Raw genomic sequence first — 13,219 nt, forward strand, 5'->3', positions numbered from 1 at the left:
ATCCAAGCCCCCGGGCCCAACCTTAGTCGCCTAGAGCGACCACTTGCCGCGAGGCGAGCATGGCGGGTCGGTGTCTTCAACGTGAGCGACAGGCCCACGTCATCTTCCGATGGCGTGGGCCTGTTGTGCTTTCCGGGTTCTCCACCGGGTGTTTTCGGGGCTTCCGCCGGACGATCGACTCTCGTATGGTGGAAACTGTTTTCCGCAGGACAGACCGCGTTACCGGCTACCCGCCGGTAGGTGCGAACATCGGATGGCGTTGCCCGGCAACAGCCGGCGCGGCGCTAGCAACGAAGCTAGGGAAAGCAGAGGAACCCGGTCATGGCAACGGCGCCCAGCGTCTCGTACTCGATGACGGTCCGGCTGGAGGTGCCCGCCAGCGGAACGGCGGTCTCCCAGCTCACCACGGCCGTGGAGTCCTCCGGCGGTTCGGTCACCGGCCTCGACGTGACCGCCTCCGGCCACGAGAAGCTGCGGATCGACGTCACCATCGCGGCCACCTCCACCGCGCACGCCGACGAGATCGTCGAGAAGCTGCGCGGGATCGAGGGCGTCACCCTCGGCAAGGTCTCCGACCGTACGTTCCTGATGCACCTCGGCGGCAAGATCGAGATGGCGTCCAAGCACCCCATCCGCAACCGTGACGACCTCTCGATGATCTACACCCCGGGTGTCGCCCGGGTGTGCATGGCGATCGCCGAGAACCCCGAGGACGCCCGCCGCCTCACCATCAAGCGCAACACCGTCGCGGTCGTCACCGACGGCTCCGCGGTCCTCGGCCTCGGCAACATCGGCCCGATGGCCGCCATGCCGGTCATGGAGGGCAAGGCGGCCCTCTTCAAGCGCTTCGCCGACATCGACGCCTGGCCGATCTGCCTGGACACCCAGGACACCGACGCCATCGTCGAGATCGTCAAGGCGATCGCCCCCGGCTTCGCGGGCATCAACCTGGAGGACATCTCCGCGCCGCGCTGCTTCGAGATCGAGGCACGCCTGCGTGAGGCCCTGGACATCCCGGTCTTCCACGACGACCAGCACGGCACCGCGATCGTGGTGCTCGCCGCGCTCACCAACGCGCTGCGCGTGGTCGGCAAGGGCATCGGGGACGTACGGGTCGTCATGTCCGGCGCGGGCGCGGCCGGTACGGCCATCCTCAAGCTGCTCGTCGCGGCCGGCGTGAAGAACGCTGTCGTCGCCGACATCCAGGGCGTCGTCCACTCGGGCCGCGCGGACCTGGCGGGCCCCGAGGCGGGCTCCGACATGGCGGCGCTGCGCTGGATCGCCGAGAACACCAACCCGGAGGGCCTGACGGGCACTCTGAAGGAGGCCGTGGTCGGCGCCGACGTCTTCATCGGCGTCTCCGCCCCCAACGTCCTGAACGGCGACGACGTGGCCGCGATGGCCGACGGCGCCATCGTCTTCGCGCTCGCGAACCCGGACCCGGAGGTCGAGCCGGGCCTCGCCCGCCAGACCGCCGCCGTGGTGGCCACCGGCCGCTCCGACTTCCCGAACCAGATCAACAACGTGCTGGTCTTCCCCGGCGTCTTCCGGGGCCTCCTGGACGCCCAGTCCCGTACGGTCAACACGGACATGATGCTGGCCGCCGCGACCGCGCTGGCGGACGTGGTGACCGAGGACGAGCTCAACCCGAACTACATCATCCCCTCGGTCTTCAACGACAAGGTCGCGGGAGCGGTCGCGGGAGCGGTGCGCACGGCGGCCCAGGCCGCCTTCTAGCGTCCGGCGCGTCGCGGGATGCGGGGTTGTGGGGCCGCCCGTAGGGTGGCGGACCATGACCCCGCATCCGCTCCGGCGGTTCCATTCAGTCTCCGCAGAGTCGACGGAGCGTCACCAACAGCAGGTTGTGGCGCTTTTCGTGTGACTCCGGAGGGTGCCGGATTGGCTTTCCCGCCACAGGTGGGGGCAGGATGCTCCCCCAAGGACTTCGTCCAGGGGGAACCCCCAAGGACGCGAGCGTCGTGAGAACGGACCCGGGTCCGGGGACTGACCGAGGACCCTGGCAGCATCGGCTTCGATCTCACGCCTCACAGGCAAGAAGAACACGGGAGTAAGAACATGAACCGCAGTGAGCTGGTGGCCGCGCTGGCCGACCGCGCCGAGGTGACCCGCAAGGACGCCGACGCCGTTCTGGCCGCGTTCGCCGAGACCGTCGGCGAGATCGTCGCCAAGGGCGACGAGAAGGTCACCATCCCCGGCTTCCTGACCTTCGAGCGCACCCACCGTGCCGCTCGCACCGCGCGCAACCCGCAGACCGGTGAGCCGATCGACATCCCGGCCGGCTTCAGCGTGAAGGTCTCCGCGGGCTCGAAGCTCAAGGAAGCCGCGAAGGGCAAGTAAGCGTTCCCTCTTGCGGACCGCTTAGCAAAAAGACGAAGGGCGGCCACCCCCGTGGAGGGGGGTGGCCGCCCTTCGGCGTACGCGGCGTTTCGTCTGCGGGCCGGTGGGGGTTGCTCGCGCAGTTCCCCGCGCCCCTGAAGGGGCGCAGCCACAGAGCGGGGTGCAGGGGGCCCGGGGCGTAGCCCCCGGGCCCCCCTCCCAGGGTTAGCTGAGCGCGCCGTTCGGGAGTTCCACCTTCGCGCCGAGCTCCACCAGCTTCTCCATGAAGTTCTCGTAACCCCGGTTGATCAGGTCGATGCCATGGACCCGGGACGTGCCCTGGGCGGCCAGCGCGGCGATCAGGTACGAGAAACCGCCCCGGAGGTCCGGGATCACCAGATCGGCGCCCTGGAGCTTCGTGGGGCCGCTCACGACCGCGGAGTGCAGGAAGTTGCGCTGCCCGAAGCGGCAGTCGGACCCACCGAGGCATTCACGGTAGAGCTGGATGTGCGCGCCCATCTGGTTCAGCGCGGAGGTGAAGCCGAGCCGCGACTCGTACACCGTCTCGTGGACGATCGACAGACCCGTGGCCTGCGTCAGCGCCACGACCAGCGGCTGCTGCCAGTCGGTCTGGAAGCCGGGGTGGACGTCCGTCTCCAGGGCGATCGACTTGAGCGAGCCGCCGGGGTGCCAGAAGCGGATGCCCTCGTCGTCGATCTCGAAGGCGCCGCCGACCTTCCGGTACGTGTTCAGGAAGGTCATCATCGACCGCTGCTGCGCGCCGCGGACGTAGATGTTGCCCTCGGTCGCGAGCGCGGCGGACGCCCAGGAGGCGGCCTCCAGGCGGTCCGAGAGCGCCCGGTGGGTGTAGCCGCCGAGGCTGTCGACACCGGTGATCCGGATGGTCCGGTCGGTGTCCATGGCGATGATCGCGCCCATCTTCTGCAGTACGCAGATGAGGTCCTCGATCTCCGGCTCCACCGCGGCGTTGGAGAGCTCGGTCACACCCTCGGCCAGGACGGCCGTGAGCAGCACCTGCTCGGTCGCGCCCACCGACGGGTACGGCAGCCGGATCTTCGTGCCGCGCAAACGCTGCGGCGCCTCCAGGTACTGGCCGTCCGCCCGCTTCTCGATGGTCGCGCCGAACTGCCGCAGCACCTCGAAGTGGAAGTCGATCGGCCGGCCGCCGATGTCGCAGCCGCCCAGGCCGGGGATGAAGGCGTGGCCGAGCCGGTGCAGCAGCGGGCCGCAGAGCAGGATCGGGATCCGCGAGGACCCCGCGTGCGCGTCGATGTCGGCGACGTTCGCGCTTTCGACATGCGACGGGTCGAGAATCAGCTCGCCGGGCTCCTCGCCGGGGCGGACGGTCACCCCGTGCAGCTGCAGCAGGCCGCGTACGACGCGTACGTCGCGGATGTCGGGCACATTGCGCAGCCGGCTCGGACCGCTGCCGAGCAGGGCGGCGACCATCGCCTTCGGCACGAGGTTCTTCGCGCCGCGGACGCGGATCTCGCCCTCCAGCGGGGTTCCGCCGTGGACAAGCAGTACATCGTCTGTGCCGGTCATGAATCTCGCGTTCCGGAATCGTCGGGCAGGGGGCCAGAGAAAAGGGTAAGGGGCCTGGACCCATGTCCCGTAAGGGCGAGGGGGCTTCGCAACCGTAATGAATTTGCCACAACACGCTCCGCTCAAGGGAGTTCTGCGCAGCGTCACCGCGCTCCGTGGCCGGAACCGGTCGCGCCCCATTGCTGCCGTGCGCTCCCCGCCGGGGCCGAAGATGCGGGATCATGTCCGCATGACCGAGGTGTCCTCGCTCACAGGGCGGCTGCTCGTCGCCACCCCCGCCCTCGCGGATCCGAACTTCGACCGCGCGGTGGTGCTGCTCCTCGACCACGACGAGGAGGGCTCCCTCGGCGTGGTCCTGAACCGTCCGACCCCGGTCACCGTCGGCGACATCCTGGAACCGTGGGCCTCGCTCGCGGGCGAGCCCGGGGTGGTCTTCCAGGGCGGCCCGGTCTCCCTCGACTCCGCCCTCGGCGTCGCCGTCATCCCCGGCTTCGAGGGCCCTTCCCCAAGCTCTCAACTTCGTTCGAGCAGGGGAGACCCCATTGGCTGGCGCCGGGTGTACGGGGCGATCGGTCTGGTCGACCTGGAGGCGCCCCCGGAACTGCTCGCGGCGGCCCTCGGCTCGCTGCGGATCTTCGCGGGCTACTCGGGCTGGGGCCCGGGCCAGCTGGAGGACGAGCTGAGCGACGGGGCCTGGTACGTGGTGGAGTCCGAACCGGGCGACGTCTCCTCACCGGAACCGGAATCGCTGTGGCGCGCGGTACTGCGCCGCCAGCGCAGCGAACTGGCGATGGTGGCGACGTACCCCGACGACCCTTCGCTCAACTGATGCCGCCGCGCTTCAGTACGCTAGGAACTTATGAGCACTCTTGAGCCCGAGCGCGGGGCAGGTACGGGGACCCTCGTAGAGCCGGTACCGCAGGTATCGAACGGCGACGGCGACCACGAGCGCTTCGCCCACTACGTCCAGAAGGACAAGATCATGGCGAGCGCGCTCGACGGCACCCCCGTCGTCGCGCTCTGCGGCAAGGTCTGGGTGCCGGGCCGTGACCCGAAGAAGTACCCGGTCTGCCCGATGTGCAAGGAGATCTACGAGTCCATGGGCGCCGGTGGCGACAAGGACAAGGGCGGCAAGGACAAGAAGTAGGTCCTGCCCGGCACGTAGGTCCTGCCTGACACGTAGGCCCTGACCGGTCCGACGGACGGCCCCCGGGGGGCGCGCTGCGAGGTGCGCCCCCGGGGGCCGTGCGCGTTGCGTCTACCGTGTGGCGCATGGCGATGACTCCTGCGGATGTGGATGCGGCTGCGGCTCTGATCCCGGCACCGGTCTCCGTCGACGGCCCGTGGCGCTGCGCCTTCGTCCTGGCGCCGGACACGGCGCTCGCGGCGGGCCCCGGCACCGAGGGCGTGGCTCGCTGGCTGCGCTCCACGGTGGGCGCCGCGCTCGCGCGCGAGCTGCCGCCGGGCGAGGCGGGCACGCCGGGCGGCATCACCCTGCGCGTCGACCCCGCCCTCGCCCCCGAGGCGTACCGGCTCACCGTCACGTCGTCCGTCGAGATCGTGGGCGGTAGCGCGGCCGGGGTGTTCTGGGGCGCGCAGACCTTGCGTCAGCTGCTCGGGCCCGACGCGTACCGCAAGGCGTGTGCGGATCCGGGCGCCTGGCGCGGCATCACGCAGCAAGTCATCGAGGACGCGCCCCGGTTCGGCTGGCGCGGCCTCATGCTCGACGTCTCACGCCACTTCATGCCCAAGGACGGCGTGCTGCGTTACCTCGATCTGCTCGCCGCGCACAAGCTCAACGTCTTCCATTTCCACCTCACCGACGACCAGGGCTGGCGCATTGAGATCGAGCGCTTCCCGAGGCTGACCGAGGTCGGAGCGTGGCGTTCACGGACCAAATACGGCCATCGCGCGTCCCAGTTGTGGGACGAGGAGCCGCACGGCGGCTACTACACCCAGGACGACATCCGCGAGATCGTCGCGTACGCCGCCGAGCGGCATATCTCGGTGGTTCCGGAAATCGACATCCCGGGCCACTCGCAGGCGGCCATCGCCGCGTACCCCGAACTCGGCAACACCGACGTCATCGACACGAACCGCCTCTCCGTCTGGGACACCTGGGGCGTCAATCCGAACGTACTCGCCCCCACTGACAACACCCTCCGCTTCTACGAGGGCGTACTCGAAGAAGTCCTCGAACTCTTCCCTGCGGCCACTTCGCCGTTTGTGCACATCGGCGGCGATGAGTGTCCCAAGGACCAGTGGAAGGCGTCCCCGGCCGCGCAGGCGCGCATCAAGGAGCTCGGGCTCGCGGACGAGGACGCGCTCCAGTCGTGGTTCATCCGCCACTTCGACCGCTGGCTGGCCGACCGGGGCCGCCGGCTCATCGGCTGGGACGAGATCCTGGAGGGCGGCCTGGCGCCGGGCGCGGCCGTCTCGTCCTGGCGCGGGTACGCGGGCGGCATCGAGGCCGCGCGGGCGGGCCACGACGTCGTCATGTGCCCCGAGCAGCAGGTCTACTTGGACCACCGGCAGGCAAGCGGACCCGACGAGCCGATGCCCATCGGATACGTACGCACGCTGGAAGACGTCTATCGCTTCGAGCCCGTTCCACCGCAGCTCACTGAAGCGGAGGCGGCGCATGTGCTCGGCACGCAGGCCAATGTGTGGACCGAGGTGATGCGGGACCAGGCGCGCGTGGACTACCAGGTGTTCCCCCGGCTCGCCGCCTTCGCCGAGGTGGCCTGGTCGGCGCTGCCGCCGCCCGGAGAGCGCGATTTCGCCGCGTTCGAACGGCGAATGGAGGCGCATTACGGACGACTTGCCGCGCTGGGCGTCGACTTCCGCCCGCCCGGCGGCCCGTTGCCGTGGCAGAAGCGCCCGGGGGTGATCGGACGCCCGATCGACGGGTCGCCCCCAAACGTGTGAGCCGGGGCGCAACACAGGGGCCCGGCGCCCGGGATCCTGGAACCGTGAGCCGTGACCGCCCCGTACGGATAAGTCGTACAACACCTGCGAATTCGGACCATTCCCCTTGTGGCGGACGGATCTGTCCTTCGCGGACCCTGGCGTCGGTCGGCTCGGAAGATGTGCCAGAGTTGCCACGTCCGGGCTGTGAGCACGTACGGTACGGCCAGCACGCAGCCGCACAGCCAGACACCGTCGGGACAGTCGGGACAGCCGGGAGACCGGGAAGGGGCAGCTGGGTTGACCACGCACGCACCGCAGCAGGCGCAGTCGGTGACACTGCCGGCCTCGCTCGACGAGGCCGTGGCGGCGCTCGCCGCCATGCCCGCCGCCGTGCCCGTCGCGGGCGGCACCGATCTGATGGCGGCCGTCAACCGGGGTCTGCTGCGCCCCGCCGGCCTCGTCGGGCTCGGCCGGATCAACGAGATCCGCGGCTGGCAGTACCAGGACGGCCACGCGCTGCTCGGCGCCGGTCTCACGCACGCCCGGATGGGCCGCCCGGACTTCGCGGCGCTCATCCCGGCCCTCGCGGCGGCCGCGCGCGCCGCAGGACCCCCGCAGATCCGCAACGCGGGCACCCTCGGCGGCAACATCGCCTCGGCGGCGCCCACCGGTGACGCCCTGCCCGTGCTCGCCGCGCTCGAAGCCACCCTGGTCATCGCGGGCCCCGAGGGCGCCCGCCGCGAGATCCCGGTCTCGCACCTGCTGGCCGGGCGCGAGATGCTCGCCCCCGCCGAACTCATCGGCCACGTCAGCGTGCCGCTGCTGCACGCCCCGCAGGTCTTCCTCAAGGCGACCGGCCGCACCGGCCCGGGCCGCGCCACCGCCTCGGTCGCGGTCGTCCTGGACCCGGCCCGGCGCGGGGTGCGCTGCGCGGTCGGCGCGATCGCCCCGATGCCGCTGCGGCCGCTGGAGGCCGAGCGCTGGATCGCCTCGCTGATCGACTGGGACGGGGAGCGCGCGGCGCTGGCCCCGGAGGCGCTGAACGCCTTCGGCGAGTACGTGGCCGCCGCCTGTATCCCGGACCCGGCGCCCGCGGCCGACGGCACCCCGGGCCCGGCCCTGTCGCCCGCCGTACTGCATCTGCGGCGCACGGTCGCCGCGCTGGCCCGACGAGCACTGGGGAGGGCGCTGTCGTGAGCGACGACCACGAGCGTGAGCACGAGCGCGGTACGGGGGGCTGGCAGCCGGTCCCGCAGGGCGACTACGACGACGGCGCCACCGCTTTCGTCCAGCTGCCCGCCGACCTCGACGCGCTGCTCGGCGGCGACCCGCTGGCCGCGCCCGGCCACGGCTATGTGCCGCCGATGATCGTGCCGTTGACGCCCGCCGCAGCGACCGACCCGGCCGCGACCGGCACCTGGAGCATCCCGACGCCGCTGCCCGAGCCGGACCGGGGCGAGGGCCAGGTGCGCTCGGTGCAGTGGCCCGACCCGGCCGCCGTGCCCGCGCCCCCGCGGCCCGAGCCGGACCCGCTGGGCGACCCGCTGCCGGACCGCCACGCCACCGGCCAGTGGACGTTCCAGGACGACTCCGCGCTGACCGGCCAGTGGACGATCCCGGTCGCCCAGGGCGAACTGCCGGATGAATCGGGCGAATTCAGTACATCCTCGCTCATCGAGCAGTGGGGTACGACGCCGCCCGCGACCCTGCCCGGCGGCGCGCCCGCGCCCTGGGCGACCCCGCACCCGGAGCCGGAGCCCGTGGTGGAGGCGCCTGCCGCCGCCGAGCTCCCGGCGGAGCTCGACGCGCCCGTACGGGACGAGCACGCCGTCTCCTGGCCCGCGCCCGGCCCCGGCTCGACCCTGGGCGGCGCCGAGCCCGCCCCGTGGTCGGCCGCGTTCACGCCGGACGTACGGGAGCCGGAGCCGCACGCCCCGATGGCGCACGAGCCCGACCTGCACGTACTGCCGGACGCGCAGGAGGACGTGCACGGCCACGCGCGCGAGGACGTCCACGCGGAGGTCCGCGAGGAGTCGGACGCGGTCGTCGACGAGGAGCCGCAGCCCGACCCCGTTCCCGTCGCCGAACCGGTCCACGCCCCCGAGCCCCAGGCCCACCAGCCCCTGCCGCAGCCCGTGGCCGTCGGCGGGCCTCTGCCGGAGCCCGAGCACGTACCGGACCCGCTGCCCGAGCCCGTACGGGAAACGGAACCCGAGCCGGAGACGGATCAGGAGCCGGTCCCGGACCTGGCCCCCGCCGCCGACCTGGAGCACCCGCGCGCCTCGTACGTGCTGCGCGTGAACGGTTCCGACCGGCCGGTCACCGAGGCGTGGGTCGGTGAGTCGCTGCTCTATGTGCTGCGTGAGCGCCTGGGCCTCGCCGGGGCCAAGGACGGCTGCTCGCAGGGCGAGTGCGGCGCGTGCAACGTGCAGGTCGACGGCCGTCTGGTCGCCTCCTGCCTGGTGCCCGCGGCGACCGCCGCCGGGTCCGAGGTGCGTACGGTCGAAGGCTTGGCCGTCGACGGCGAGCCGTCCGACGTGCAGCGCGCGCTCGCCGAGTGCGGGGCCGTGCAGTGCGGTTTCTGCATCCCCGGCATGGCCATGACCGTCCACGACCTGCTTGAGGGCAACCACGCGCCCACCGAGCTGGAGACCCGGCAGGCCCTCTGCGGCAACCTCTGCCGCTGCTCCGGCTACCGGGGCGTGCTCGACGCCGTACGCGAGGTGGCGGCCGGGCGCGCGGCGCAGGCGAACGAGGCGGCCGGAACCGACGAGAACGCCGGATTCCCGGATGAAGCGCGCATTCCGCATCAGGCAGGCCCCGGGGCCGGCGGCGTCCAGCCCCCGCACACGCACGACGGAGGCATGGCGTGAGCAACGACGCAGCCACCGCGACGACCGCGGCGGTCGACGGGGCGGGCACCGGCCAGGAGCGGCAGGCCACCCCCGGGCACGGGCTCGGCGCCTCGCTGCGCCCGACCGACGCGCGCGCCAAGACCGAGGGCACCTTCCCGTACGCGGCCGACCTGTGGGCCGAGGGCCTGCTGTGGGCGGCGGTCCTGCGCGCCCCGCACGCCTCCGCCCGTATCGTCTCGATCGACACCTCGGCGGCGACCGAGATGCCGGGCGTCCGGGCCGTGGTGACCCACGCCGACGTGCCCGGCGACGCGGCCCACGGCCGGGGCATCGCGGACCGCCCGGTCTTCGCCGCCGACGTCGTACGCCACCACGGCGAGCCCATCGCGGCCGTCGCCGCCGACCACCCGGACACGGCCCGGCTCGCCGCCGCCGCGATCGCGGTCGAGTACGAGGTCCTGGAGCCGGTCACCGACCCGGAGAAGGCGTTCGCGGCCGAACCGCTGCACCCCGACGGCAACTTGATCCGCCACATCCCGCTCCAGTACGGCGACCCGGACGTCACCGGCGAGGTCGTGGTGGAGGGCCTGTACCGGATCGGCCGCCAGGACCCGGCCCCGATCGGCGCCGAGGCGGGCCTCGCGGTGCCGCGCCCCGACGGCGGCGTCGAGATCTACACCGCGTCCACCGACCCGCACGCCGACCGCGACCTGGCGGCGGCGTGCTTCGGCCTGGACCCGGAGCGCGTGAAGATCGTGGTGACGGGCGTACCCGGCGCGACCGGCGACCGCGAGGACCTCGGCTTCCAACTCCCGCTGGGCCTCCTGGCGTTGCGCACCGGCTGCCCGGTGAAGCTGACGGCGACCCGCGAGGAGTCCTTCCTCGGCCACTCCCACCGCCACCCCACGCTGCTGCGCTACCGCCACCACGCGGACGCGGAGGGCCGCTTGGTGAAGGTGGAGGCTCAAATCCTGCTGGACGCGGGCGCGTACGCGGAAGCGTCGTCCGAATCCCTGGCGGCGGCGGTGGCGTTCGCCTGCGGCCCGTACGTAGTCCCGCACGCCTTCGTCGAAGGCTGGGCGGTCCGTACGAACAACCCGCCCTCCGGGCATGTCCGGGGCGAGGGCGCGATGCAGGTGTGCGCCGCGTACGAGGGCCAGATGGACAAGCTCGCGACGAAGCTGGGCATCGACCCGGCGGAGCTGCGGATGCGCAACGTACTGGCGACGGGAGACCTGCTCCCGACGGGCCAGACGGTCACCTGCCCGGCCCCGGTGGCCGAACTGCTCTCCGCTGTACGGGACTTCCCTCTGCCGACCCTCCCCAAGGACGACCCGGAGGACGACTGGCTGCTGCCGGGCGGCCCCGAGGGCGCGGGCGAGCCGGGCGCGGTGCGCCGGGGTGTCGGCTACGCGCTGGGCATGGTCCACATGCTGGGCGCGGAGGGCACGGACGAGGTGTCGACGGCCACGGTCAAGGTGCAGGACGGCGTGGCCACGGTGATCTGCGCGGCGGTCGACACCGGCCAGGGCTTCGCGACGCTGGCCCGCCAGATCGTCCAGGAGACGCTGGGCATCGAGGAGGTCCACGTAGCCCCGGTGGACACGGACCAGCCCCCCGCGGGCGCGGCGACGCACGGCCGCCACACGTGGGTGTCGGGCGGGGCGGTGGAGCGCGCAGCAAAAATGGTGCGCACCCAGCTCCTGCAACCCCTGGCGCACAAATTCGGCATGTCGACGGAGCTGCTGCAGATCGCGGACGGCAAGATCACGTCATACGACGGTGTCCTGTCGACGACGGTCACCGAGGCGATGGACGGCAAGGAACTCTGGGCCACGGCCCAGTGCCGCCCGCACCCCACCGAGCCCCTGGACGAGACGGGCCAGGGCGACGCGTTCGTGGGCCTCGCGTTCTGCGCGATCCGCGCGGTGGTGGACGTGGACATCGAGCTGGGTTCGGTACGGGTGGTGGAGCTGGCGGTGGCGCAGGACGTGGGCCGCGTCCTCAACCCCGCCCAGCTGGCGGCCCGTATCGAGGCGGGCGTGACACAGGGAGTGGGCACGGCCCTGACGGAGAACCTCCGCACGGCCCGAGGCGTCATCCGCCACCCCGACCTCACGGGCTACGCCCTCCCCACGGCCCTGGACGCCCCCGACATCCGCATCGTGAAGCTGGTGGAGGAGCGAGACGTGGTGGCCCCCTTCGGCGCGAAGGCGGCGAGCGCGGTACCGGTGGTGACGTCCCCGGCGGCGATCGCGTCCGCGGTCCGCGCGGCGACGGGGCGGCCGGTCAACCGGTTGCCTATTCGGCCGCAGGCTGCGGTGGTGGTGGGGGGCTAGCGGGCGGCTGCTCGGTGGCTCGCCGCCGCCGAGCAGTGCAGGTGCCGTTCGCGGGCCAGCCGTAGCCAGAGACTACGAAGCGACAGCGGCAGCCGTATGGCTGGCAAGGCTTGACAGGCCCGAGGGAACCCCGGGGGCTCGATCGACAATCCGCAAAGCTTCCCGCAGTAGGCGGCGGTTTCTACCTGAGCTGATTGTGTCGAGGAGTGCTGAAATCTCGTAGATCTCTCCTTCGGCTTCGCTCCATGCTTTGAGTGCCGTGTAGCCCTGCAATAGGCCGATGCGGTACAGCATGACGCCCCGGGGCGTGGCGTGTTCGAGGGAGTGCTGAAGCGTGGGAATCGCCCCCCGCAGGTCCCCGAGGCTCATGAGGGCGTGCCCGGAATGGCCCACGACTTCATCGGCATTGACCCACCATGCCCAGCCAGGATCACGTGGACTCAGCGACTCTTCGAGCTCTCCGCGCGCTGCGTCCAGGTCGGCCATGGCCCGCTGACGATCTCCTGTCTGGGCAAGTGCCCGGCCCCGTCTGACCCGTGCGAGGAGTGCTACGCGTGGGGGAATCCGGCGCTGGGACAAGAGTTCATCGGCGATACGCCGCGTTTCGCCCGGACGGCTGCATTCGGTGTCGAGCATGGCGAGCATGTCAAGCGCGAACCACTGCATCGCCCGGTCTCCGGCGTGCCGGGCGAGCATGTGCGATTCGAGGAATGCCCTACGAGCGTGCTCACGTTCGCCCGAATCGAAGAGGAGCCATCCCGCGACTTCGGCGGCTTCGGATACGGCGGAGAGATAGCCTGACTGTTCCTTGTCCGGGATTTCCCCGGAGTCGAGCTTGCGCTGTGCAGAGCGCCAGACTTGGACGGCAGCGGGTGCCACGGTGTCTCCGCCGTATCGGTCGGTATGCCCGAGAAGGTACGCGGCACTGGCTTTCATCTGCGCGATGTCCTTAGCCGGTCCGGGAGGCGCCTCCGAGACGGAGAGCGGCGTTTTCGGCATCGCGAGTGCAGTCAATTCCCCACTGACTTCAAGGAGTTCTTCCAGCGCTTCGGCCAACTGCGCAGAGGGGTGCTGGCGGCCGTTGGCCACGCGGGACAGATAGGCCACATCGTAGTTGAGAGCGCGGGCGGCGCCCCGCAGGCTCAATCCTCTGTCGGTGAGCAGTGCGCGGAGCCGGGTTCCGAAGTCGGCGCTCATGCGCTCCCCCTGGTG

At 71.6% G+C, this 13,219-nt stretch carries 10 protein-coding genes; 8 read left to right on the forward strand and 2 right to left on the reverse strand.

Annotation, left to right across the window (positions count from 1 at the left end; all coding sequences use genetic code 11):
- Positions 1 to 321: 321 nt before the first annotated feature.
- Together ACT1U9_RS19420 and ACT1U9_RS19425 are read left to right on the forward strand one after the other, a co-directional pair.
- Entirely contained in the window at positions 322 to 1,737 is a 1,416-nt protein-coding gene (locus tag ACT1U9_RS19420; RefSeq protein WP_444533974.1) for an NAD-dependent malic enzyme, read from the forward strand.
- Between the two features lie 339 nt (positions 1,738 to 2,076).
- Positions 2,077 to 2,358 (forward strand): HU family DNA-binding protein, encoded by a 282-nt coding sequence (locus ACT1U9_RS19425; protein ID WP_156726700.1) that lies wholly within the window; start codon positions 2,077 to 2,079, stop codon positions 2,356 to 2,358.
- A gap of 204 nt (positions 2,359 to 2,562) precedes the next feature.
- Here ACT1U9_RS19425 and murA read toward each other — a convergent pair whose 3' ends face one another.
- The gene (gene murA, locus ACT1U9_RS19430; protein ID WP_188273893.1) at positions 2,563 to 3,903 is read right to left on the reverse strand and encodes a UDP-N-acetylglucosamine 1-carboxyvinyltransferase; all 1,341 of its coding nucleotides are present in this window, start codon (positions 3,901 to 3,903) and stop codon (positions 2,563 to 2,565) included.
- 229 nt (positions 3,904 to 4,132) lie between these two features.
- On the opposite strand from murA, the gene ACT1U9_RS19435 reads away from it, so the two are divergent.
- From ACT1U9_RS19435 to ACT1U9_RS19460, 6 genes are all read left to right on the forward strand, one after another.
- Positions 4,133 to 4,732: a YqgE/AlgH family protein gene (locus ACT1U9_RS19435; RefSeq protein WP_444533975.1), complete on the forward strand. Its 600-nt coding sequence runs from the start codon at positions 4,133 to 4,135 to the stop codon at positions 4,730 to 4,732.
- Positions 4,733 to 4,762: 30 nt separating this feature from the next.
- A complete protein-coding gene (locus ACT1U9_RS19440) occupies positions 4,763 to 5,050 on the forward strand; it encodes a DUF3039 domain-containing protein (protein WP_444533976.1) in 288 nt (95 codons plus the stop codon).
- A gap of 125 nt (positions 5,051 to 5,175) precedes the next feature.
- Complete coding sequence (locus ACT1U9_RS19445; protein WP_444533977.1) at positions 5,176 to 6,831, forward strand: beta-N-acetylhexosaminidase; 1,656 nt, start codon at positions 5,176 to 5,178, stop codon at positions 6,829 to 6,831.
- Positions 6,832 to 7,110: 279 nt separating this feature from the next.
- The gene (locus ACT1U9_RS19450) at positions 7,111 to 8,010 is read left to right on the forward strand and encodes an FAD binding domain-containing protein (protein ID WP_188273896.1); all 900 of its coding nucleotides are present in this window, start codon (positions 7,111 to 7,113) and stop codon (positions 8,008 to 8,010) included.
- Positions 8,007 to 9,686, forward strand: coding sequence for a 2Fe-2S iron-sulfur cluster-binding protein (locus tag ACT1U9_RS19455; RefSeq protein ID WP_444533978.1), 1,680 nt, complete (start codon positions 8,007 to 8,009; stop codon positions 9,684 to 9,686). Before ACT1U9_RS19450 ends, ACT1U9_RS19455 begins: the two co-directional genes overlap by 4 nt.
- A complete protein-coding gene (locus ACT1U9_RS19460) occupies positions 9,683 to 12,007 on the forward strand; it encodes a xanthine dehydrogenase family protein molybdopterin-binding subunit (protein ID WP_444533979.1) in 2,325 nt (774 codons plus the stop codon). The genes ACT1U9_RS19455 and ACT1U9_RS19460 overlap by 4 nt, the downstream gene beginning before the upstream one ends.
- Before the next feature lie 72 nt (positions 12,008 to 12,079).
- Here ACT1U9_RS19460 and ACT1U9_RS19465 read toward each other — a convergent pair whose 3' ends face one another.
- Complete coding sequence (locus ACT1U9_RS19465; protein ID WP_444533980.1) at positions 12,080 to 13,204, reverse strand: helix-turn-helix domain-containing protein; 1,125 nt, start codon at positions 13,202 to 13,204, stop codon at positions 12,080 to 12,082.
- Between the last annotated feature and the right edge of the window lie 15 nt (positions 13,205 to 13,219).

The sequence above is a fragment of the Streptomyces sp. BR1 genome (assembly GCF_052373795.1).
Lineage (GTDB): Bacteria > Actinomycetota > Actinomycetes > Streptomycetales > Streptomycetaceae > Streptomyces.